Consider the following 21,974-nt stretch of genomic DNA (forward strand, 5'->3'; position numbering starts at 1 on the left):
TGGCGCGCCTATGTTAGGCTGAATACCTCGATCATCTCGGCGCGCCCTTTAACCTCGTGATAGCCGCAGGACTTGAAATATTGTCTACCTTCGGGCCACTGCTCGACGAACTGGGCGCTGACCAACAGCGGCTTGTCCAGTTTTCGCGTCAATCCCTCAATACGAAAGGCCAAATTGACCGCATCGCCCAGCGCGGTGTTGATGCCTTTGCCCAAAGCGCCGATAGCAACTTCACCCACATGAAGGCCAATGCGGCAGTCGAGTACGATGTCTTGTTGTTCCCTGACCAGTACTCGGGTTGGCGACGTAGCCGCGTCTTCCGCAGCGCGGAGCGCCTGGGCAGCCTGAACCGCAGAGACACAGACATCCGCTGCCGTCCCGTGCCAGTAAGCAAATACACAATCACCAATGAATTTGTCGATTGAGGCACCGTAGTGCTTCAAAATCATATTGCAGTCCATATACCACTCGGCCAGGAGGGCCGCCACCTGTTCCGGGGACAGCCTTGCGCTGATTCCGGTAAACCCCTTCAAATCAGCGACGAACAGGGTGGCCGGCCGGCTCTTGGGGGCTGCCGGGTTGCCCCATTGAGTTTTTGTGTTCGCCGCTTGCGAATCCAGATCGGGGGCAGTCGTGCCCTGTTCGAAAAGAAAAGTCGATCTGCCGAACTGGACGCGATCGCCGCTGTGCAGCACACGCGCGGTTGTGAGCGCCACGTCATTCACATAACTGCCATTGGCACTGCCGACGTCAACAACCCAGTAGTTCGCGCCGTCGCGCCGGATCGTTGCATGCTGGCGCGAAACTTCCCCGTCGGCCAGGCGTATGGTGGCATGTTCGCCACGACCAATCAGGTTGAAATCTCCCAGCCTATAGGCCTCGCTGTTGCTCAGTGCGGTTAAAGTTGCCGACATGATCCTCTCCCGTACGCTCAAGCGCGCACGCAGGTGCAATATTAGCACGTTACGGACAGAGGCTGGCGGTCCATCATACAAAAGGCTCAGCGAGCGGAATTGCGGCCCGAGTTACATGGGGAGCGCCGAGCCTTTCAGACGAACAAAGTTTGAACCTCCGTCCGTGTTTAAAATAACGTCCTCTTCGCCTGCAGCCTGAATCGCTTGCGAAGCCCGACCGCGGAGCAGGTGTTTTCTGGCCGCAGGGATATCGAGGTCGCATCTGCCGGCACCAACCACGATGCCGACAACCCGTTGACGCACGACCTCGTCTCGTGGGCCGACATCTTCGTGATGGAAAAGGCGCACCGCGCCAAACTGCAGAAGAAATTCAGGGCCAGCCTGAAGAAGGCTCGCGTGATCTGCCTCGACATTGCGGACGACTATGAGTTCATGGGCCCAGGTCTGGTGCGTCTGATGGAAGCGCGCGTCTCGAAGCATCTGGGTTGAATGATGTGACCGAGCGTTTCCCCCCACGCTTTAGAGAGAAGTGTCTCGGTCAATCGCGCAGGTTGCGGTAGTCAGGCGTCATGCTTGTGGCGGCGCTTGGCGTGGTCTTTCTCGGCGTCCGCCTCACCGGAGCGAGCCGGCTTAGCATCGCCCTTGTCGCGGCGGGCGCGGTGTTGATCGCTCATCGGGTGTGGGGGCGCTCCGTTGCGGGAGCTTTTCGTTTCAAGGCGGGTGATGAAAATGTCGAAGCGATTGGGCATCGTCTGGTCAGTGCTCCATCGTGCTGCCGGTGCCGGTCGAAGGCTCGATTTCCAGGTTGGTTGCCTTTGAAGGACGACGCTTCCGCGGCTTTTTGGCCAAGCCGGTGCCGGCTTTGGCAGGCTGGCTCTTGTCCTTTTGCGCGGCAAAGCGCTTGCGCCCTGCATAGTAGGGTTCGAAAACGTCCTGTATCTTAAGGCTGTCCATCCTGCTCCTCCCGAGATCAGCCATTAATCCGCCGGGCACGGTTTCGTTCCGTACTGTGGCGAAGGCATGGCGACCGCTTCACCTCGGCACCGGTTTTGCAACCAGGCGTGAGCCGTGCGAAACAGGGCCGAATGCATTCAGTGTCAGAGGACGCTCTGATAGGGGACACCGGTGACCGGCGAGTCGGCAAAACGCAGCTACGTGATCGGCCAGACCGAGATATCGGCCCGGCCGCTCGAGCCGGCGCTCTACCTGGTTGCGACGCCGATCGGTAATCTCGCGGACATCACATTACGCGCGCTTGAGACGCTCGCCGCCGCCGATATCGTCGCCTGCGAGGACACGCGGGTCAGCCGTGTGCTGCTCGACCGCTACGGCATCCGCCGCCGCACGTCAGCCTATCACGAGCACAATGCCGGCGAGGCTGGGCCGAAGCTGATCGCAGCCTTGCTGGCCGGGCAGAGCGTGGCGCTAATCTCGGACGCCGGCACGCCGCTGATCTCCGATCCCGGCTACCGGCTGGTCGGCGAGGCGCTCGACCAGGGCATTCGCGTCGTGCCGATCCCCGGCCCCTCAGCGGCGCTTGCGGGCCTGACGGCGTCCGGCCTGCCCTCAGATGCCTTTCTGTTTGCCGGCTTCCTGCCAGTGAAGACCGGACAGCGGCTGGCGCGGCTGGAAGCGCTGAAAGCCGTGCCGGCGACGCTGATCTTCTTTGAATCGCCGCGTCGGCTGGCCGAGACGCTCAGTGCCATGGTCGAGGCGCTGGGCGGCGCCCGCAAAGCTGCGGTCGGCCGCGAGTTGACCAAGACGTTCGAGGAGATGCGGACCGGCACCTTGCAGTTGCTCGCCGATCACTATGAGGCGGCCGACACGCCGAGGGGCGAGATCGTCATCTGCGTCGGCCCGTCGGAAGCAACGGCAGACGAACCGGCCGATATCGACCGGCTGCTGCTTTCGCTTGCCGCCGAAATGCCGGCCTCCAAGGCGGCTGCGGAAGCCGCCAAGATGACCGGCGGCCAGAAGCAGGCGCTTTACCGGCGGCTGCTCGAACTCAAGGATACCGGGAAGAACCGGGACACCGGGAAAGACGACGTTGGCTGAACGCCCGGTCGCCAGCCGCCGGCAGGCCTATCGGCGCGGCCACCGCAGCGAGTGGCTGGCGGCTGCGGCATTGATGGTGAAAGGCTATCGGATCCTGGCGCGCCGCCATCGCACGCGGTTCGGTGAGATCGACCTGATCGCGCGGCGCGGCGACCTGGTGCTGATCGTCGAGGTGAAGGCGCGCCGCACGCTGATGGAAGCGATGGAGGCTGTTCGCTACGAATCGGAGCGCCGCATCGAAAGCGCCGCCGATCTCTGGCTGTCGAGCCAATCCGACTATGGACGATTGTCGGTGCGTTTCGACCTGGTCGCGGTGCTGCCATGGCGCTGGCCGGTGCATGTCGAGAATGTTTTCTACGGGCGAAACTAGACCTTACCCCCAGACGAACAGCGCCGCCAGGCCGACGGTGCCGATGACCAGCCGCCACCAGCCGAACAGCGAATAGCCGTGGCGCGAGACGTAGTTGAGCAGGAAGCGCACGACGATAAGCGCCGCGACGAAGGCGGCAATGAAACCGGCGGCGATGACGGGCAGATCGGCGCTAGTCAGCACATTGCGGTTCTTGAACAGGTCGAAGGCGAAGGCGCCGACCATCGTCGGCATGGCGAGGAAGAAGGAGAATTCCGCAGCCGCCCGTTTGTCGACACCCAAGAGCAGCGCACCGACGATCGTCGAGCCGGAGCGCGACGTGCCGGGGATCAGCGAAAGGCACTGGAACAGTCCGATCTGCAGATAGAGCCTGAGCGGAAACCGCTCGACGTCATGGTAGAGCGGCTTCGGCTTGAAGCGATCCACCCACAGCAGGACGACGCCGCCGATGATCAGCATGACGCAGATCAGCCTCGGCGATTCAAACAGCACCGTCTTGATGAAGCCATGCCCCAGGGCGCCGATGACGGCGGCCGGCAGGAAGGCGACGAGGATGCCGAGGACGAAATGCCGCGTCACCCGATCACGCGGCAGATCGACCAGCATCTGCCACAGACGATGGAAATAGACGCTGAGGATAGCCAGTATGGCGCCGAGCTGGATCAGGATCTCGAAGGCCTTGCCGGTCGAATGGAAGCCGAGAAAATGGCCAGCAAGCAGGATATGGCCAGTCGACGAGACCGGAATGAACTCGGTCATGCCTTCGATCATGCCGAGCAGCAGCGCTTCGACGATGGTCTGGCTTTCCATGGAAACCTCGGCGTTCGAGTGAGGGCTTTGAAGAACGGCTTGCTTGTCATGGCGCGGAACTCCTCCTATAGGTCGCAGCACCCTGACGGCCACCTGAATCGGGGCGGCCAAGACTTACCGGCGCAGCCGGCGATTTGCCAGTGCGCTCTAATATCGCGGGACCATGCTGACGCTTTTCCACCACCCGATGTTCGCCACCTGCCGCTTCGTTCGCCTCGCTTTCGGCGAGTATGGCGAGGAGCTGGCGCTGATCGAGGAAAAGCCATGGATGCGGCGCAAGGAATTCCTGGCGCTGAACCCGGCCGGCACGCTGCCGATCCTGCTTGCCGAGGGCGACGTGCCGATCGTCGGCGCCATGGTCATCGCCGAATATCTCGACGAGACGCGCGGCGTGCTCAAGCGCGACAAGCGGCTGTTCGCCGAGGACCCGATGGGGCGCGCCGAAATCCGCCGGCTGACCGACTGGTATCTCAACAAGGCCGATAGCGAGGTGACCCGGCATCTGGTGCGCGAGCGCGTGCTGAAGCCGGTCATGCCGGAAACGGCGGGCGGCGGTTCGCCCGATTCGGCAGCGATCCGTGCCGCCCGCGCCAACATCCGCCAGCACATGAAATACACCAACTGGCTGGCCGGCACACGCCAATGGCTGGCCGGCAACAAGGTCACCTATGCCGACCTCGCGGCGGCGGCTGCGCTGTCGGTGCTCGACTATCTCGGCGAGATCGACTGGCGCGAACACGCGGCCGCGCGCGAATGGTATGCACGGGTGAAATCACGGCCATCGTTCCGGCCGCTTTTGTCCGACCGGGTGCGCGGCCTGTCGCCGGTGTCACATTATGCGGACCTCGATTTCTAGAGCGCAAAACCTGCGCGCGCTGATCGACCGCGAGGCACGGCGCGCCGGTTTCGATGCCGTTGCCGTCACCACGCCCGATGCCATCCCGCTGGCGCCGGCCCGGCTTGCCGAATTCGTCGCCGACGGCTTCCATGGTTCGATGGGCTGGATCGCCGAGACGCTCGAGCGCCGCGGCGAGCCGACGGCTCTTTGGCCTGAGGTTCGCTCGATCATTGTGCTGGCGATGAACTACGGCCCCGACCACGACCCGCGCGAGATCCTTGCAAAGCGCGACCGTGGCGCGATCTCGGCCTATGCGCAGAACCGCGACTATCATGACGTCATGAAAGGCCGGCTGAAGGAGATCGCCGGCAAGATCGTTGCGCGCGCCGGCGGCGACGTGAAAGTGTTCGTCGATACTGCTCCGGTGATGGAAAAGCCGCTGGCGGAAGCCGCCGGCCTCGGCTGGCAAGGCAAGCACACCAATCTGGTCAGCCGCGAGCACGGCTCCTGGCTGTTCCTCGGCACCATCTTCACGACGGCCGAGCTTGCGCCCGATACGCCCGAGGACGACCATTGCGGCTCGTGCCGCGCCTGTCTCGACGTCTGCCCGACCGACGCCTTTCCGGCTCCCTACCGGCTCGATGCGCGACGCTGCATCTCCTATCTCACCATCGAGAACAAAGGCCCGATCCCGCATGAGTTCCGGGAAAACATCGGCAACCGCATCTATGGCTGCGACGACTGCCTGGCCGCCTGCCCCTGGAACAAGTTTGCTCGGGCGGCATCCGAGGCAAAGCTCGTCGCCCGCGCGGACTTGCGCGAACCGCCGCTCGCCGATCTCTTGGAACTCGACGACGCTGCCTTCCGGTCGTTCTTCAGCGGTTCGCCGATCAAACGCATCGGTCGCGACCGCTTTGTCCGCAATGTGCTGATCGCCGCCGGCAATTCCGGCGAACCCTCGCTCGGCAATGCCGTGCGCGCGCTGCTCGGCGATGCCTCGCCGCTGGTGCGCGGCGCGGCGGTATGGGCGCTGTCGCGGCTTGTGCCAGAGACCGAATTTGCCAAATGTGCCACCGCTGCACTGGAAGCAGAAGGCGACGAGGCCGTGCAACGCGAATGGCGCCTGGCGCTGGCAGACAAAATCGAGGCGCATGCATGAGCGAGAAGCAGATCTTTATTTTCGGCGCCGGCTATTCAGGCAAGGCATTTGCCCGAGCCAACAAGGATGCCGGCTCAATCCTTGGGACGACACGCGCAGCGGAGAAATTCGAAGCGCTGCGGCAAGCTGGAATCCAGCCGCTGCTTTTCGATGGCGCGCTGACACCCGAAATCGGCGACGCGCTGAAGAAAACAACCCATCTCGTCGTCTCGGTGGCGCCGGAAGAGGCCGGCGACCCGGTGCTGAATGCGGCGCGCGGGACGATCGCGGCAGAGATGCCGGCGCTCGAATGGATCGCCTATCTCTCCACCGTCGGCGTCTACGGCGACCATGGCGGCGGCTGGGTGGACGAGACCGCCGAGTGCCGGCCGCTGTCGAAGCGCTCGATGCTGCGTGTCGCCGCCGAGCGGGACTGGCTGAAACTGGGTCAGGACATCGGCCGGCCGGTGGCGATCCTGCGGCTTTCCGGCATTTACGGGCCGGGCCGCAATGCCCTGGTCAATCTGGAAAATGGCACCGCGCGGCGGCTGGTCAAGCCGGGCCAGGTGTTCAACCGCATCCATTGCGACGATATTGCCGGCGCGCTCTGGCATCTCGCCGAAGGCAATCGCGGCGGCATCTTCAACGTCACCGACGACCTGCCGGCGCCGCCGCAGGACGTCGTCGCCTATGCCGCGGGGCTGATGGGCGTCACACCGCCGCCCGAGATTCCGTTCGAGACCGCCCAACTTTCGCCCATGGCGCGGTCCTTCTATGGCGAAAACAAGCGTGTCGCCAACACAGCGCTCAAGGCGGCCGGCTATCGCTTGCGCTTTCCCGACTACCGGGCGGCCTTCGACCATATGTGGGCTGACGGCAACTGGCGCGACGGCGAGGCGCGCAGCCCGATGAAGCGGTCGTGATCGAAACCGCGCGCCGGGCGTGATATGATTCGACTTAATTCGCAGAGGGGTTCTGCTTCATGAAAATGTTGAAGCGATCATTACCCGGTAGAACGCTGCTGCTGACCGCAGCGCTCGCCGTTCTGGCCCTGACGGGGCTTGCGGCGCGACCCGCAGCGGCCGAGGAACTGGCAAAAAACCTGTTCGGCGCCAAAAAACTGCCGGCCCTGGCTGCGCCGCAGTCGATCGGCTTCTATTCCAAGGGCTGCTTTGCCGGCGGCGTCGCCATTCCCCTGGACGGCCCGAAATGGGAGGTTATGCGGCCTTCGCGCAACCGCCGCTGGGGCCATCCGACAATGATCGCGCTGATCGAGAAACTGTCGCGCGACGCCGCGGCCGACGGCTGGCCCGGCCTGTTGGTCGGCGACATTTCGCAGCCGCGCGGCGGCCCGATGCTGAGCGGCCATGCATCGCACCAGATCGGCCTCGACGCCGACATCTGGCTGACGCCGATGCCCGACCGCAAGCTTTCGATCGAGCAGCGCGAAAACATGAGCGCCACCTTGCTTGTCGACGAAAAGACCCACCTGGTGAAAGATGCGCTCTGGGTTCCGGGGCATATGCGGCTCCTGAGGCGCGCGGCAAGCTACGCGGAAGTCGAGCGCATCCTGGTCAATCCGGGCATCAAGAAGAAGCTCTGCGACACGGTGAAAGGCGACCGCGCATGGCTGCGCAAGGTCAGGCCGTTCTGGGGCCACGACTATCACTTCCACATTCGCATCGGCTGCCAGCCCGGCTCGCCCAATTGCAAAGCGCAGGAAAACACGGCGCCCGGCGACGGCTGCGACCAGTCGCTGGCATGGTGGTTCACCGAGGAACCGTGGCGTCCCAACAAGAACCCGGATGGACCGAAAGCGCGCGACGTGATGACCATGGCGAGCCTGCCCGCAGCATGTCAGGCCGTGCTCGACGGGCCAGATCCGGCTTCGGCGGAGGCGGTCACCTATTATGGCGACGGCGTGCCGGTCGCGGCTGCACCCGTTCTCACAAAGGCTCCGTCGCCGGCGCGGGCATCCGCAAGCGGCGCGGCAGCGCTCCCAGCCTCGGTCAGCGCCTTCGCGGCAACGCCCGAGATCGGCATTCCGCTGCCGCGGCCGCGGCCGGGGAACTGACGCGATATTTGGAAAGGCGGTCGATCGATCCTATGGCATCCTGCTCTGCGAAGGCGGGTGAAGGTGGCGGAAAGGGCTGGGGAAATTGCTGCCAGGCCGTTTCAACGCAGCAGCGCTCGAAGATCGCGGCATGGATCCTAGGGTCCATGCCGTTACAGTCGCCGAGGAGTGCAGCGATCCAGTGGTTGCTTGCGCGTCCCTCTGAGCCACATCTGACCCCATCTTGCTCTGAATCTTGGCCGCCTCATTATCGAAAACCGATTTCCCTTTCCCGGGTCATGGGCTAGTCAACGAAAGAACGGCGGAACGCCAATGGGAACCGGGACGGACGAGAGCATGCCAGGCGACGACGACACAGCGCTGCAGTTTCCGGTCCTGATCGGCGACATTGGCGGCACCAATGCGCGCTTTTCGATCGTGCTCGACGCGAACTCGGAACCAACCGAACCACAGATCGTCCAGACCGCCAATTTCAAGACGATCGACGAGGCGATCCAGACGGCGGTGCTCGACCGCTCGCCGGTCCGACCCAACTCCGCCGTGCTGGCGGTGGCCGGCCCGGTCGACAGCGACGAGATCCCGCTCACCAATTGCCCATGGATCGTCAAGCCGAGACAGATGTTCGCCAGCCTCGGCGTCAGCGACGTCGTGGTGCTCAATGATTTCGAGGCACAGGCGCTGGCCGTCGTCGCGCTCGGCGAAGAGCATATGGAGAAGATCGGCGGCGACGCGCCGGAACCGAATTCGGGGCGGGGGGTGCTCGGTCCGGGGACCGGGCTCGGCGTCGCTGGGCTCGTCTATGCGCTGGATCACTGGATACCGGTGCCCGGCGAGGGCGGCCATATGGATATCGGACCGCGCTCGCCGCGCGATTTCGAGGTCTTTGTTCATATCGAGAAACTCGACGGCCGCATCTCCGGCGAACAGATCCTGTCCGGCCGCGGCCTGGTCAATGCCTATCAGGCGGTCGCCAAGGCGGACGGCAAGCCGGCCCCCTTCACCACGCCGGCCGAGGTCACCGCCGCGGCATTGGCCAAGTCAGATCCAGTGGCCGAGGAAGCGCTGTCGATGTTCGTTACCTGCCTCGGGCGCACCGCCGGCGACCTTGCGCTGGTGTTCATGAGCCGCGGCGGCGTCTTCCTGACCGGCGGCATTGCGCAGAAAATCCTGCCGGCGCTGAAAACCGGCAATTTCCGCACCGCCTTCGAGGATAAGGCGCCGCACAGCGAGCTGATGCGCACCATGCCCGTCTATGTGATCACCCATCCGCTGGCAGCGCTTTCCGGCCTTGCCGCCTATGCCAGAAACCCGTCGCTGTTCGGCGTCCAGACGGCAGGACGGCGCTGGCGGGCCTGACCCCACGAAGTTTTGCCGGCCCCTGCCATAGGCAAGCCGCCACTAGGGCGCTAAGAGGATTGCCGAATAATGCATGTCGCGCAAAAGTGTGTAGCGGTTTTGCGATCACGACATGCATAAAACAGCAACCTAAAGCGCGTCGCATGAGGCCGGCCGAACGCGACGCGCTTTAGCCCGGCCGCGGAGCCGAACCGACATCACGGAACGATCCCGACTTGAACCAGTCGCCAAATCACCAAGCCAAAGCCCGGCCCGGCGAGATCGTGGCGGTGATCCGCCGCATCATCGCCGAGAACAGCCGCGACTATCGCTGGTATTATGTTCTGGCAGTTCTGTGCCTGGTGACGGTTGCCGTCACGACCGCCTTCACCGCCTGGATCATGAAGGATGTCGTCGATCAGATCTTCTACGAGCAGCGCGGCGATCTCATCGCGCTGATCTGCGTGTCAATCCTGGCCGCCTTCATGCTGCGCGGGCTGGCCACCTACGGCCAGGCCGTGACACTGGCCAGAATCGGCAACAATCTGGTGGCGCGCTACCAGCGCCGCATCTTCGCTCATCTGATGAAGCTCGGCATCGGTTTCTTCAACGACACGCGCTCGGGACGGCTGGCCGCTCAGATCAACGAGAACGTCAACGGCATCCGCGACCTGCTGTCGATGACGCTGACATCCGTGGCACGCGACGCCGTATCGCTGATCGCGCTGATCGGCGTCATGATCTGGCAGGATCCGATGCTGTCCCTGATGTCGCTGCTGATCGGGCCGCCGCTGATCTACACCGTCGTCTACCTGACCCGCAGAATAAGGCGCGCCACGCGCGAAGCCGTGCAGATCAACTCGCGGCTGATCGGCGCCATGCAGGAAGCGACGCAAGGCATCGCCATCGTCAAGGCCTTTACGCTGGAGGACGAGCTGTCGCGCCGCATCAGCGGCCTTGTCGACGGTGCCGAGCAGCGGGCAAACCGCATCGCCCGCGTCTCGGAACGATTGACGCCGATCTCCGAAATGCTGGCCGGCTTCGCCGTCGCCGGCGTCATTGCCTATTCCGGCTACCGGGCAGCCGTCGGCGGCCAGCCGCCTGGCGCGGTCTTTGCCTTCATCACCGCCCTGCTGCTCGCTTACGATCCGGCCCGGCGGCTGGCGCGCATGCAGGTCGGCATGGAACGGGCGCTGGTCAATGCCCGCATGATCTACGAGCTGCTCGACCTCGAGCCGCAGCAAGGCGACGCGCCCGGAGCGGCCGAAGCGAAGATCCCCAGAGGCGAGGTGCGCTTCAACAACGTGTCGTTCGGCTATGTCGCCGACGCACCAGTGCTGCAGGATCTCAGCTTCGTTGCCGCCGCCGGCAAGATGACGGCAATCGTCGGCGCCTCGGGCGCCGGCAAGTCGACGCTGGTGGCGCTTCTGCAGCGTTTCCACGACGCCGAGGCGGGCAGCATCGAGGTCGACGGCCAGGACATTCTAGAGGTGACCAAGCAGTCGCTGCGCCGCTCCATCGCCTATGTCTCGCAGCAGCCCTATCTGTTCGAAGGCACCATTCGTGACAACATCCGCTACGGGCGGCTGAGCGCCAGCGACGCCGAGATCGAGCTGGCCGCACAACAGGCCGAGGCCGACGGCTTCATCCGCCAGCAGCCGCTAGGCTATGACACCCCTGTCGGCGAAGGCGGCCTGACGCTGTCGGGCGGCCAGCGCCAGCGCCTGTCGATCGCCCGCGCCATCGTCCGGCAGGCGCCGATCCTGCTGCTCGACGAGGCGACCTCGGCGCTCGACAACGAGGCCGAAGCGCGCGTCCAGCAGGCGCTGACCCAGGTTATGCAAGGGCGCACGACCATCGTCATCGCGCACCGGCTGTCGACGGTGGTCAATGCCGACCACATCATCGTGCTGGAACAGGGCCGGCTGGTCGAACAAGGCACGCATGCCGCGCTGATGGCCGACCCGCACAGTGTTTATGCCCGTTTCCACCGGGTGCAGGGCAACAAGGGGCTGGGACTTGTCGACGACGGCAAGCCAATCCAAACTCCGGTGGCCCAAACTCCAGTGCGACGCATCCGCGCGAAAAAGGCGATCGGGAGAACTTCATGAGCGGCACGCCGACAAACGACGTCAATGAAATGGGCCTGGTGGTGGTCGGCGCGGCCGGCCGGATGGGCCAGGCGCTGATCCGCGCCATCCACACCATCCCGGGCGCCCGCGTCGCCGGCGCGATCGAGCGGGCCGGCTCGCCGCATCTCGGCAAGGATGCCGGCGAGCTTGCCGGCATCGGCAATATCGGCGTGACGATCGGCGACGATCCGCTGCCGGCCTTCGCCAAGGCCGACGGCGTGCTCGATTTCACGAGCCCGGCAGCGACGGTCGAATTCGCCGGCTATGCGGCGCAGGCGCGCATCGCCCATGTCATCGGCACCACCGGCTGCTCGGCGGACGACAATGCCAAAATCGCGGCGGCGGCGCGCCACGCGACGGTGGTCAAGTCAGGCAATATGAGCCTCGGCGTCAATCTGCTGGCGGTGCTGGTCGAGCAGGCCGCGCGCGCGCTCGATGCCGACGATTTCGACATCGAGATCCTGGAAATGCATCACCGGCACAAGGTCGACGCACCCTCGGGCACCGCGCTGCTGCTCGGCGAAGCCGCCGCCACTGGGCGCGCCATCGACCTCGACGGGAACAGCGTGCGGTCGCGCGATGGCCATACCGGCGTGCGAAAGACAGGCTCGATCGGCTTCGCCACGCTGCGCGGCGGCTCGGTGGTCGGCGACCACTCCGTGATGCTGGCCGGCACCGGCGAGCGCATCACGCTCGCCCATCACGCCGAGGACCGGGCGATCTTTGCCCGCGGCGCGGTCAAGGCCGCACTGTGGGCGCGCGGCAGGAAGCCGGGACTGTATTCGATGCGCGACGTGCTCGGACTCGCCTGAGACGATCTGATCCACAAACTGAAGGAGCAAAAATGTCGGGAACTCTCGTGCTCGTACGCCATGGCCAGAGCGAATGGAATCTGAAGAATCTTTTCACCGGCTGGCGCGACGTCGACCTGACCGAGCTGGGCCACGCCGAGGCCAAGGCGGCGGGAGCCAAGCTGAAGGCGCGCGGCATGAAATTCGACGTCGCCTTCACGTCGTCGCTGATCAGGGCGCAGAAGACCTGCCAGCACATCCTCGACGCGGTCGGCCAGAGCGATCTCGAGACCATTCGCGACCAGGCGCTGAACGAGCGCGACTATGGCGACCTCTCCGGCCTCAACAAGGACGATGCGCGCAAGAAATGGGGCGAGGACCAGGTGCATGTCTGGCGCCGCTCCTACGACGTGCCGCCGCCGGGCGGCGAAAGCCTGAAGGACACCGGCGCGCGCGTCTGGCCCTATTATCTGCACGACCTGCAGCCGCATGTGTTGCGCGGCGGCACCGTGCTGGTGGCGGCGCACGGCAATTCGCTGCGCGCGCTGATCATGGCGCTGGACGGCAAGTCGGGCGAGGAGATCGTCAGACTGGAGCTCGGCACCGGCGTCCCGGTCATCTATAAGCTCAACGCCGATTCCACGGTGGCTTCGAAGGAAGTGCTGGAGGACTGAGTCGGCGAGCGGGTTTCAAAAAGCGCGTTGACACTCACCCCTTGCCCGCCTAAAGAGCCCGCACCAGCCCAGATGGCGGAATTGGTAGACGCGCACGGTTCAGGTCCGTGTTCCGCAAGGAGTGGAGGTTCGAGTCCTCTTCTGGGCACCAAATTGCTGTTTCGAACTGTTTGACATGGTTCAGAGACCCCTCAGAAAAAGCCCGGTTTGTCCGGGCTTTTTTGTTGTCTGGTTGTCCGTCGGCGTCCAATGGGGTTTGTTTCGTCCGACATGATCGTAAAAACGGTGGCCCTGCTGACCGGGAAGGCTGCCTGATGGCGATGCGCCGGCGCGTTTCGCATTCTTCTGTTGCCAGTCGCCCGCCTGGCTGTGGCGATCAGCCTGATTCAGAAGCTCCGAGAAAAGCCCGGCCGACCGCAACTTGCCTCAACCAAGCGCCATCATCGTGATTGGCACATTCGGGTGTTAGCTGTACCATTCCTACGCCGGTCGTCGACGTGGCGTGTTCCGGCGAGGGAGAAATGTCCATGTTACGATCAATTTCGCTTGCAGTTTTCCTGGCGGTCGTTCCTGCGACAGCCTTTGCAAATTCATGCCCGACCACTATGGCCGCGATCGACGCGGCGTTACCGACCGCGACGCTAGCCGAGGCCGATAAGACCAAAGTCAAGGAACTGCGCGCCCAGGGCGAGAAATTGCACGCCGCCGGCGATCACGCAGGATCAGAGGCTGCCCTCAACCAAGCCAAGACGATGCTCGGCATATAGCTGCGATCAACGCGGCTTTCCTGGCCGATTTTCTTGGCCGATTGCCGGGCTTTTGTTCGGTTGTCGGCCGTTGAGGATCGCGGCCTTGACCGGTTGAAGCAGGCCCGGGCTGGGTTGGATCAGCCCAGGCCGATGCGCTTGGCACCTAGCCGGAACATGGCCTCGGCGTCCGGCTCGAAGCGGAAGGTGCCGATGAAATCGTCGGCGCAGTAGTTCGGCAGCGTCTTGCGCAGCGCGGCGGAAAAGTTTCGCGCCTCGTCGATCCGCCCCGCCAGCGCAAGGCAGTGGGCGGCGATCGCCAGGATGATGGCATGGGCGTTGGGACGGGCGGCTGCCTTCAGCGCCCATTCGGCAGCCTCGTCGAACTGGCCGAGGCGGACATGCGCCATCGCCCTGGCGCCAAGCATGCCGAACAGCAGCGGATCGAACGGGCTCAGATGGCGCGAGTGATCGGATGAACCGATCGCCGCGTTCGGATCACCCGACTGCGAGTGTACAAACGAAAGCGCGTAGTGGCCGAGCGCAAAATTCGGGCTGAGGTCGACGGCCCGTTCCAGCTCGAGCAGGGATCCGTCCTGCTCGCCGCGCAGCCACAGCGCCCGGCCCATGGCCCAGTGGGCGGCCGGATTGTGATCGTCGACCAGAAGACTTTGGCCGGCCGCCTCGAAGGCGAGCGCGCTTTCCCTGTCGCGGTCTCCCCAGCGCTGAAAGGCGTTCTGCCAATGGGTGAACGACAGGCCGGCATAGGCACGGGCGAAGGTCGGATCCAGCTTCAGGGCCATGTCGAAGAAATGCCGGGCCTGTTCGTTTTCCGTGCGGGTGAAGCGATACATATGCCAGAGGCCGCGATGGTAGGCCTCCCAGGCATTCAGCGAGTTGGGCGCTTTCAGCATGGCGCGGTTGCGCTCGACCATCTCGATCTCGGCCGAGATCGACGAGACTATGCTGTTGCCGATATCGTCGAGGACGGCAAAGATGTCGTCCGGCCTGCGTTCGAACGTCTCGGCCCAGACGATCCTGGCCGTGCGCACCTCGACAAGTTCGACGCTGACGACGACGGGGCCTGCCTGGCTGCGCACGGTGCCGGTGGCGACATAGTCGACGTTGAGCCGCCGGCCGGCATCTTCCGGCGCGATGTTTTTTTCCGCCAGCGCAAAGACCGAGCCGCGGGCGATGACGAAGAAATCCCTGAGCTTGGCCAAGCGGGTGATGATGTCGTGGGTGAGGCCGTCAGCCAATCCACCGCGAGGGCCGCCACGAGTATCGCCGACAGCCGCCTCCTCCACAAACGGCATTATCGCGAGCGAGGCCTTGCACGATGCAGCAACACCGGAATCGGGCAGCACAATTGACGCTTGCGGGGCCGCGGGCACGAGTGCCGGTCGCGCCCGGAGTGTCGCAGCAGTTCGTTCGCTGCGGATCGTCCGCCATGCCTCACGAACGGGTCCAAAATCCAGATCTTCCGAAGCAAACAGCTGCGCCGCAGAAGCGAGATGCTCCTCACAGGCGGCGATCTGGCCGCGCCGTGCGAGCCCTGCCAGAAGAGCCACATGCGCGCGCCCGTCGAAGGGAGCGAGTTCCACCCACCTTTCCAGATGCGCGGACACTTCGTCGGCATCCGCCGGGAGCTTGCTGACGAGATGTTCCAGAATGGCGGCGTGCCACGAGCTGAAGCGGCGGCGTTGCGCGATCAGCCAGCTGTTGAAATGCGGGCTGCGGTCGATCTCCAGCCCGTCGAGGAAATCGCCGACGAATAGTCCGGACAAGGCCTGCAGCCGCTGCAGATCGAGCGTCTCGATTCCTCTAGCGGCGGCCGAGGCGATGTCGACGGCGTCAACGGAAACGCCTTTCAGATCAAGCTCGATCGTGTCCCCAGGCGTTTCGATCCTGCGGCGATCCGGTTCGTCGAGAATGCCCCTGAGCTTACTGAGGCACCAGCGAAGCTCTCCCCTCGGATCGTTCGGCACATCCCACAAAAGCTCGCACAGACGGCTGCGGCCGACGGCATGCGGCGCAAGCGCCAGATAGGCGAAGAGCGCGCGCAACTTGCGCGATGCCGGCAGTTGCACGGTGGCGCCGTCGCGGATGACCGTCAGCGGTCCGAGCAGCCGCACGGACAGCCCGACCGTTGCGCCGTCCAGACTCGATCGAGCGGATTCCACGTGTGTTTCCACGCTTGCTCCCACGCTGGCCAGTTGTCCTCTGTTCTACCATCGAAAGCGATAGAGTGCATCCGGCAACGAATTTCCGCGCCGGACGCCGGCATTGCCGTCTTTCCGGGCCGCATTGCCGCCACAGGCACCTTAGCGCGGCAAGGTCTCGAAACCTCGCCGCCCAAGCCACCGGTTTGTAACCGGCTCGTGACGACAACAACTCGTGACAACAATAAGAGGAGAGCAGACATGTTGCAGCAACGAAAAATCAGAACCACGGCGGGGCGCGGCCGCCTGTTCGACAGCATTATCGACACGGTCGGCGATACGCCGGTGATCAGGGTCAACAATTTCGGCCCCGATCATGTGACGATCTATGTGAAGGCCGAGTTCTTCAATCCGGCGGCGTCGGTGAAGGACCGGCTGGCGCTCAACATCATCGAGGAGGGCGAGCGCAGCGGCGCCTTGAAGCCGGGCCAGACCGTCGTCGAGGCGACCAGCGGCAACACCGGGATCGGGCTGGCGATGGTCTGTGCGCAAAAGGGTTATCCGCTGGTGGTGACGATGGCCGACAGTTTCTCCATCGAGCGCCGCAAGCTGATGCGCATGCTAGGCGCCAAGGTGGTGCTGACGCCGCGCGCCCAGAAGGGTTTTGGCATGTACAATAAGGCGGTCGAGCTCGCCGAGGCCAATGGCTGGTTCCTGGCCCGCCAGTTCGAGACCAAGGCCAATGCCGCCATTCACGAGGCGACGACGGCGCGAGAGATCATCAACGACTTCGCCGGATCGCGGCTCGACTGCTTCGTCACCGGCTACGGAACCGGCGGCACCGTCGTCGGTGTCGGGCGCGTGCTGCGCCGTGAGCGTCCCGAAACCCGGATCGTGCTGGCCGAACCCGCCAACGCCCAGCTCATCGGCAGCGGCAAGGCGCAGGAGCGCGGCGCCGACGGGGCGCCGGCCGCCAGCCATCCGGCGTTCGAGCCGCACCCGATCCAGGGCTGGACGCCGGATTTCATTCCCAACGTGTTGCAGGAGGCGGTCGATGCCAGCCTCTATGACGAGGTGGTGCCTGTTCCCGGGCCCGAGGGCATCAAATGGGCCAGGGCGCTGGCGCAAAAGGAAGGGATTTTCACCGGCATCTCCGGCGGAGCCACTTTTGCGGTGGCGCGCCAGATCGCGGAAAAAGCCGCACCCGGCTCGGTGATCCTGTGCATGCTTCCCGACACCGGCGAACGCTACATGACGACGCCGCTTTTCGACGGCATCGAAGCCGAGATGGACGCGGAGGAGATCGCGCTGTCGCGTTCGACGCCGGGCTGCCAGTTCCCGGCCGAATGATTGCGCATCAGGAGCAGCGCGGATGGACGCCATGCTGAAGGCCGCCGGCACTGCCGGTATGGTTGCCGAAGAAACGCTCGACCCGGTCGACTGGGCCGATGTGCAGGCGCTGTCGCACCGGATCGTCGACGATGCCGTCGACTATCTGCGCGATATCCGGGAACGCCCGGTGTGGCAGGACATGCCGGCGGAGGTGAGGGAATTCTTCGCGGCACCGCTGCCGCGGTCTCCTCAGCCGCTCGCCCAAGTCTATGGCGAGGTCACCGACAAGGTGATGCTCTATCCGATGGGCAACATTCATCCGCGCTTCTGGTCCTGGTATATGGGATCGAGCAATTTCACCGGGGCGCTCGGTGATTTCCTGGCGGCGATCCAGGGCTCCAACCTTGGCGGCGGCAACCATGCCGCCGCGCTGATGGACAGCCAGGTCGTCGACTGGTGCAAGCAGATGATGGGCTTTCCCCAATCGGCCAGCGGCACGCTGGTCAGCGGCGGCTCGATGGCCAACATCATCGGCCTGACAGTTGCACGCAACACCAAGGCGGGCATCGACGTGCGCGAGCATGGCGTTGCCGCCATCGAGAAGCCGCTGCGTTTCTATGGCTCGGATCAGCTTCACTCCTGCCACCGCAAGGCGATGGAAGCACTCGGCCTTGGCAACACTGCGCTGCGCCGTATCCCGACCGACGCGGGATTGCGGATCGACATCGAGGCCCTGCGGGCGGCGATCACCGCAGATCGTGCGGCCGGGTTCAAGCCGGCGTGCATCATCGGCAATGCCGGCACGGTGAACACCGGAGCGATCGACAATCTGCAGGCGCTTGCCAAGCTGGCGCATGAGGAAGACGTCTGGTTCCATGTCGACGGCTGCATCGGCGCGTTGATCGCCATCGCGCCAGAGAATGCTCATCGCGTCGCCGGTATCGAATGGGCCGATTCGGTCGCGCTCGATCCGCACAAATGGCTGCATGCGCCGTTCGAGGTGGGCTGCGCGCTGGTGAGGGATGCTTCAGCGCATCGCAAAACCTTCGCGGTCACGCCGGAATATCTGGAATCGACGCCGCGCGGCCTCGCCTCCGGACACTGGCTGCATGATTACGGCCTGCAGACGTCACGTGGCTTTCGCGCGCTGAAAGTGTGGATGGCGCTGAAGGAGCACGGCATCGAGAAGTTCGGCCGCCTGATCGACCAGAACATCGCGCAGGGACATTATCTCGGCACGCTGATCGGGGCCGAGCCGCTGCTGGAACTCGTCGCGCCACCGAGCATCAACATCGTCTGTTTTCGCTACCGCGGCGACGGGCTGGCCAGCGAGGCCCTGAAGGCGGTCAACACCGAGATCATGCTGAGGCTGCAGGAGGAAGGCATCGCCGCCCTTTCGGATACGACGGTGCACGGCCAGCATTGCCTCAGGGTAGCGATCAACAACCACCGCACCCGGCGCGAGGACCTGGACCTGCTGGTGCGGGAAATAGTGCGGCTTGGGCAGGAGATACTAAGGCTTGGCGTCGCCCGCTAAGGATCGTCAAACAAAGGCAATCGCTTCAGACAAATCACAGCGCCCAATTCGTGTGGATGAGGCCTGTTGATGTCGGCGCTGCCCTCACCTGCCTGCCGGCAGGTGAGGGGCAGCGCAAACCTGAAACGACTACCCTGTGCCCCGCAATGAGGATCACGCGTCGAGCCAGACCTTCTCGAAATGCTGCTCGAGCGACTGGTGCTGCTCGCAGCCATGCACGCCTTTGCGATAGGTCCGGTAGACCGAGCGCCAGTAGGGCTGGATGATGACGCCAGCGTCGCGCAAATTCTGTTCGATCTTGGCCATGATCTCCTTGCGGGCGCCGGCGTCGGGTGTGGCCAGCGCCTTGTCGAGCAAGGCGTCGAACTCCGGATTGGCGTAGGCGGTCTCGTTCCACGCGGCGCCGGATCTGTAGGCCAGCGCCAGCACCTGGACGCCCAGCGGCCGGCCGAGCCACTCGGTGCAGGAGAAAGGATATTTGCTCCAGTCGTTCCAGAACGTCGCCGCCGGCAGCACGGTGCGTTTGACCTTCAGCCCAGCGTCGCGCATCTGCGCGGCGATTGCGTCGCCGGTGTTCTTCTGCCAGTCGACATCGACGGAGATGAGCTCGAATTCGTGGTCTGACTTGCCGGCCCCGGCAAGCAGGACCTTGGCTTCGTCGACGTTGCGGACGGCCGGGCCGATATCGGCATATTCGGCATGCATCGGCCCGACATGGTGGTTCTCGGCCGGCTTGCCCCTGTCGTCCATGCCGATCTTCAGGATCGCGCTATTGTCGACGGCGAGCTGAGCGGCACGCCGCATTCTGATGTCGTCATAGGGCGGATTGCCGACGTTGAAGCGCGCGACGATGGTCGAGCCGGTGGCAAGCTCCGAATTGCTCAGATCCATGGCGTCGGTTTGCGAAACCGTATCGGCGGCGGTTTCGTGGTTGGTGTCGATCTCGCCCGATTCGAAGGCCGAGAACATCGCATTGGGATCGGAGCCGTAGTCGACCCATTGGATACCGTCGAGCCAGAAGTCGCCTTTCCACCATGGCTTGTCCTTGCGGCGGACCTCGGCGCCAACCTCGGCATCCCACGCCACCAGTTCGCAAGGTCCAGTGGTGATCGCCAGCGCCTTCAGCGGATCGCCCTCGCCGGCGTAGCTGCGATGCATGATCAGCGCTGGATAGTCGGTCATGCCGGCAATCAGCGAAATGTCGGGCTTCGGCAGATTGAGCCGGACGGTAAAGTCGTCGACACGCTCGATGCCGCCGTCGATGGGTTTCTTGGTGGTGGCGTCGACCAGCGCCCCCATGCGCTCGGCGACCGAATTGCCGGCAACGCTCGCATCGCACCAGCGCGTCAGGTTGTGGACGACGTCGTCGGCGTTGAAGGTGTCGCCGTTCGACCAGGTGATGCCCTTGCGGACATGCAGCGTCAGCACGCGCGCGTCGTCACTGGTCTCCCAGCTCTCGAGCAACCACGGCTCGAAGGTGAAATCGCGATTCCAGCGCACCAGATATTCGTTGCACTGGCGGGCGACGTTGGACATCTCGACGCCGTCGAAGGTGCGCGGATCCTTCCAGCCCTTGACGTTCATTGCGACGCGCAGGACGCCGCCGCGCCTCGGCTCTTCGGCCGCCCTGGCAGGGGAGGGCGCAAGGCCGCCGAGCGCCAGCGCGCCGGCGGCGCTGACGCCAAGTGCGGCCATGGTGGCGAGATACTCGCGCCGGTTCATGCCGCCCTTCTTGAAGCCGTCGGCGACGGGCTCGGCCTGCGGATGCAACGCTCTGTCGGTCAGCATGAACTTCATCGTCGAATCCTCCCTGTCGGCGCCCGGTCGACCGCGTCGCGGGGGCGGATGCGGTCGGCCGGCGCGCCTTTTGGCCATGGGCAATGATAGTGCGGGCTTGAGTGGGGAAGTGTTCGGGTTTCCGCAGTTGTTGTGCGCTGTTCCGCACGAGAGATGGGCAGCGCATGGAAGGAAGGCCCCCTCTCCGGTTTGCAGGAGCAAACCGGAGAGGGGCCTTCGCGCTTCCCTGGCCGGCACGAGCGTCGCGCTCGCCCTCCCTACAACCACTCGCCCTTGCCAAGCGTGGCGATGGCGGCGACGATGCGGGTGAACGCCTCGCTGGCCCGCGGCACGGTTTTGCGGGCGCGCAGGAAACTGTGCACGAGGCGCGGCTCTTCGTACCACCAGGCGCGACCGCCGGCGGCAAGGATGCGGTCGCGATAGGCTTCGCCGTCCGACGACAGCGGGTCGCATTGCGCGGTGACGACGACCGTCGGCGGCAGGCCGGAGAAATCGCTGTCGCGCAGCGGCAGCAAGGTCGGGTCGGCTGATGACTGTGTCTTGCCGAAGCGGACCTGCCTGTAAAATTCGATGTCGCTGAGCGTCAGCAGCGGCGCCTCGGCGTGCTCGACATAGGAGCCGGCGCTCTCTTTGCCGCCTGGCTCCGGACCGCCCAGATCGGGATAGATCAGCACCTGGCCGATTGCGGGGCGAGGATGATGGCGCGTCGCATGCGCCACCCCAGCGGCAAGATTGCCGCCGGCGCTCTCGCCGCACAGCACGATCGGCAGGCCGGCTGTCGCCGCCGCCCATTCGAACACCGCCAGCGCATCGTCGAAGGCGGCCGGATGCAGATGTTCGGGTGCCAGCCGGTAGTCGGCGGACAGCACGGCAAAGCCGGTGTCGGCGCAGATCTCGGCGCAGATGTCGTCATGGCTGTCGAGCCCGCCAAGCACGAAGCCGCCGCCGTGATAATAGACCACCATCGCTTGCGGCGCCTTGCCCGCGAGCTGGTAGCGCCGGATCGGGATCGCATGGCTGCCGGCGGCAACGGTGCCGTCGCTGGCCTCGACACCTGCGGGAAAGCCTGCGTGGAACGCCCGGCACATCGCGTCATAGACCGACCGCTGCTTGTCGACCGGCAGGTCCATGCCGGGCGGATACCATGCATTGACCCGGTCGATATAGGTCCACAGCGCCGGGTCGAGCAGCGTCGCGTATTTTCCGCGCTTTGCTGTTTCGGGCTCATCGACAGTCGTGGCCATCCTTCCGGACCCTTGTTTCTGGACC

20 protein-coding genes and 1 tRNA gene are annotated in these 21,974 nt (G+C 64.6%); 15 read left to right on the forward strand and 6 right to left on the reverse strand.

Annotated elements, in window-relative coordinates:
- Positions 1-8 precede the first annotated feature (8 nt).
- Positions 9-914: an adenylate/guanylate cyclase domain-containing protein gene (locus EOA78_RS04090; RefSeq protein ID WP_127313986.1), complete on the reverse strand. Its 906-nt coding sequence runs from the start codon at positions 912-914 to the stop codon at positions 9-11.
- 204 nt (positions 915-1,118) lie between these two features.
- Between EOA78_RS04090 and EOA78_RS04095 the strand changes: the two genes are divergently transcribed.
- Positions 1,119-1,403, forward strand: coding sequence for a protein tyrosine phosphatase (locus EOA78_RS04095; protein WP_245477387.1), 285 nt, complete (start codon positions 1,119-1,121; stop codon positions 1,401-1,403).
- A gap of 267 nt (positions 1,404-1,670) precedes the next feature.
- On the opposite strand, the gene EOA78_RS04105 is transcribed toward EOA78_RS04095, so the two are convergent.
- The gene (locus tag EOA78_RS04105) at positions 1,671-1,868 is read right to left on the reverse strand and encodes a hypothetical protein (RefSeq protein ID WP_127313989.1); all 198 of its coding nucleotides are present in this window, start codon (positions 1,866-1,868) and stop codon (positions 1,671-1,673) included.
- A gap of 171 nt (positions 1,869-2,039) precedes the next feature.
- On the opposite strand from EOA78_RS04105, the gene rsmI reads away from it, so the two are divergent.
- On the forward strand, positions 2,040-2,969 hold the full coding sequence (gene rsmI, locus EOA78_RS04110; RefSeq protein ID WP_127313990.1) for a 16S rRNA (cytidine(1402)-2'-O)-methyltransferase: 930 nt from the start codon (positions 2,040-2,042) through the stop codon (positions 2,967-2,969).
- The gene (locus EOA78_RS04115; protein WP_127313991.1) at positions 2,962-3,339 is read left to right on the forward strand and encodes a YraN family protein; all 378 of its coding nucleotides are present in this window, start codon (positions 2,962-2,964) and stop codon (positions 3,337-3,339) included. Before rsmI ends, EOA78_RS04115 begins: the two co-directional genes overlap by 8 nt.
- 3 nt (positions 3,340-3,342) lie before the next feature.
- On the opposite strand, the gene EOA78_RS04120 is transcribed toward EOA78_RS04115, so the two are convergent.
- Positions 3,343-4,149, reverse strand: coding sequence for an undecaprenyl-diphosphate phosphatase (locus tag EOA78_RS04120; protein ID WP_127313992.1), 807 nt, complete (start codon positions 4,147-4,149; stop codon positions 3,343-3,345).
- Between the two features lie 163 nt (positions 4,150-4,312).
- On the opposite strand from EOA78_RS04120, the gene EOA78_RS04125 reads away from it, so the two are divergent.
- From EOA78_RS04125 to EOA78_RS04170, 10 genes are all read left to right on the forward strand, one after another.
- Positions 4,313-5,005: a glutathione S-transferase family protein gene (locus tag EOA78_RS04125; protein WP_127313993.1), complete on the forward strand. Its 693-nt coding sequence runs from the start codon at positions 4,313-4,315 to the stop codon at positions 5,003-5,005.
- Positions 4,986-6,146: a tRNA epoxyqueuosine(34) reductase QueG gene (gene queG / locus EOA78_RS04130; protein ID WP_127313994.1), complete on the forward strand. Its 1,161-nt coding sequence runs from the start codon at positions 4,986-4,988 to the stop codon at positions 6,144-6,146. Before EOA78_RS04125 ends, queG begins: the two co-directional genes overlap by 20 nt.
- A complete protein-coding gene (locus tag EOA78_RS04135; protein ID WP_127313995.1) occupies positions 6,143-7,048 on the forward strand; it encodes an SDR family oxidoreductase in 906 nt (301 codons plus the stop codon). Before queG ends, EOA78_RS04135 begins: the two co-directional genes overlap by 4 nt.
- A 59-nt stretch (positions 7,049-7,107) precedes the next feature.
- Entirely contained in the window at positions 7,108-8,199 is a 1,092-nt protein-coding gene (gene mepA, locus EOA78_RS04140; RefSeq protein WP_127313996.1) for a penicillin-insensitive murein endopeptidase, read from the forward strand.
- A 336-nt stretch (positions 8,200-8,535) separates the two neighbouring features.
- Entirely contained in the window at positions 8,536-9,555 is a 1,020-nt protein-coding gene (locus EOA78_RS04145; RefSeq protein ID WP_127314072.1) for a glucokinase, read from the forward strand.
- Positions 9,556-9,770: 215 nt separating this feature from the next.
- Positions 9,771-11,645, forward strand: coding sequence for an ABC transporter ATP-binding protein (locus EOA78_RS04150; RefSeq protein WP_127313997.1), 1,875 nt, complete (start codon positions 9,771-9,773; stop codon positions 11,643-11,645).
- Positions 11,642-12,478, forward strand: coding sequence for a 4-hydroxy-tetrahydrodipicolinate reductase (gene dapB, locus EOA78_RS04155; RefSeq protein ID WP_127313998.1), 837 nt, complete (start codon positions 11,642-11,644; stop codon positions 12,476-12,478). The genes EOA78_RS04150 and dapB overlap by 4 nt, the downstream gene beginning before the upstream one ends.
- Positions 12,479-12,510: 32 nt before the next feature.
- Positions 12,511-13,131: a 2,3-bisphosphoglycerate-dependent phosphoglycerate mutase gene (locus EOA78_RS04160; protein ID WP_065006477.1), complete on the forward strand. Its 621-nt coding sequence runs from the start codon at positions 12,511-12,513 to the stop codon at positions 13,129-13,131.
- 66 nt (positions 13,132-13,197) lie between these two features.
- Positions 13,198-13,282 (forward strand) — tRNA-Leu (locus tag EOA78_RS04165).
- 376 nt (positions 13,283-13,658) lie between these two features.
- Positions 13,659-13,898, forward strand: coding sequence for a hypothetical protein (locus tag EOA78_RS04170; RefSeq protein WP_127313999.1), 240 nt, complete (start codon positions 13,659-13,661; stop codon positions 13,896-13,898).
- A gap of 119 nt (positions 13,899-14,017) precedes the next feature.
- Here EOA78_RS04170 and EOA78_RS04175 read toward each other — a convergent pair whose 3' ends face one another.
- Complete coding sequence (locus EOA78_RS04175) at positions 14,018-16,072, reverse strand: BTAD domain-containing putative transcriptional regulator (RefSeq protein ID WP_245477388.1); 2,055 nt, start codon at positions 16,070-16,072, stop codon at positions 14,018-14,020.
- Between the two features lie 228 nt (positions 16,073-16,300).
- Here EOA78_RS04175 and EOA78_RS04180 point away from each other — a divergent pair, with 228 nt between their 5' ends.
- Both EOA78_RS04180 and EOA78_RS04185 read left to right on the forward strand, forming a co-directional pair.
- Positions 16,301-17,389, forward strand: coding sequence for a pyridoxal-phosphate dependent enzyme (locus EOA78_RS04180; protein ID WP_127314000.1), 1,089 nt, complete (start codon positions 16,301-16,303; stop codon positions 17,387-17,389).
- Positions 17,390-17,411: 22 nt separating this feature from the next.
- On the forward strand, positions 17,412-18,908 hold the full coding sequence (locus tag EOA78_RS04185; RefSeq protein WP_164783636.1) for an aspartate aminotransferase family protein: 1,497 nt from the start codon (positions 17,412-17,414) through the stop codon (positions 18,906-18,908).
- Positions 18,909-19,061: 153 nt separating this feature from the next.
- Here EOA78_RS04185 and EOA78_RS04190 read toward each other — a convergent pair whose 3' ends face one another.
- Both EOA78_RS04190 and EOA78_RS04195 read right to left on the reverse strand, forming a co-directional pair.
- Positions 19,062-20,705, reverse strand: a complete 1,644-nt coding sequence (locus tag EOA78_RS04190) for an ABC transporter substrate-binding protein (protein WP_127314001.1) — start codon at positions 20,703-20,705, stop codon at positions 19,062-19,064.
- 257 nt (positions 20,706-20,962) lie between these two features.
- Complete coding sequence (locus tag EOA78_RS04195) at positions 20,963-21,949, reverse strand: alpha/beta hydrolase (RefSeq protein ID WP_127314002.1); 987 nt, start codon at positions 21,947-21,949, stop codon at positions 20,963-20,965.
- Positions 21,950-21,974: the final 25 nt, after the last annotated feature.

It is taken from the genome of Mesorhizobium sp. M5C.F.Cr.IN.023.01.1.1 (assembly GCF_003997585.1).
In the GTDB taxonomy this organism is placed as follows: Bacteria; Pseudomonadota; Alphaproteobacteria; order Rhizobiales; family Rhizobiaceae; genus Mesorhizobium; species Mesorhizobium wenxiniae.

Bases quoted from the DNA above. Each gene is read 5' to 3' on its own strand.
- EOA78_RS04090 (WP_127313986.1), bottom strand. From the start codon at position 914: ATGTCGGCAACTTTAACCGCACTGAGCAACAGCGAGGCCTATAGGCTG.
- EOA78_RS04105 (WP_127313989.1), bottom strand. From the start codon at position 1,868: ATGGACAGCCTTAAGATACAGGACGTTTTCGAACCCTACTATGCAGGG.
- EOA78_RS04120 (WP_127313992.1), bottom strand. From the start codon at position 4,149: ATGGAAAGCCAGACCATCGTCGAAGCGCTGCTGCTCGGCATGATCGAA.
- EOA78_RS04125 (WP_127313993.1), top strand. From the start codon at position 4,313: ATGCTGACGCTTTTCCACCACCCGATGTTCGCCACCTGCCGCTTCGTT.
- queG (WP_127313994.1), top strand. From the start codon at position 4,986: ATGCGGACCTCGATTTCTAGAGCGCAAAACCTGCGCGCGCTGATCGAC.
- EOA78_RS04135 (WP_127313995.1), top strand. From the start codon at position 6,143: ATGAGCGAGAAGCAGATCTTTATTTTCGGCGCCGGCTATTCAGGCAAG.
- mepA (WP_127313996.1), top strand. From the start codon at position 7,108: ATGAAAATGTTGAAGCGATCATTACCCGGTAGAACGCTGCTGCTGACC.
- EOA78_RS04145 (WP_127314072.1), top strand. From the start codon at position 8,536: ATGCCAGGCGACGACGACACAGCGCTGCAGTTTCCGGTCCTGATCGGC.
- dapB (WP_127313998.1), top strand. From the start codon at position 11,642: ATGAGCGGCACGCCGACAAACGACGTCAATGAAATGGGCCTGGTGGTG.
- EOA78_RS04160 (WP_065006477.1), top strand. From the start codon at position 12,511: ATGTCGGGAACTCTCGTGCTCGTACGCCATGGCCAGAGCGAATGGAAT.
- EOA78_RS04170 (WP_127313999.1), top strand. From the start codon at position 13,659: ATGTTACGATCAATTTCGCTTGCAGTTTTCCTGGCGGTCGTTCCTGCG.
- EOA78_RS04180 (WP_127314000.1), top strand. From the start codon at position 16,301: ATGTTGCAGCAACGAAAAATCAGAACCACGGCGGGGCGCGGCCGCCTG.
- EOA78_RS04185 (WP_164783636.1), top strand. From the start codon at position 17,412: ATGGACGCCATGCTGAAGGCCGCCGGCACTGCCGGTATGGTTGCCGAA.
- EOA78_RS04190 (WP_127314001.1), bottom strand. From the start codon at position 20,705: ATGAAGTTCATGCTGACCGACAGAGCGTTGCATCCGCAGGCCGAGCCC.
- EOA78_RS04195 (WP_127314002.1), bottom strand. From the start codon at position 21,949: ATGGCCACGACTGTCGATGAGCCCGAAACAGCAAAGCGCGGAAAATAC.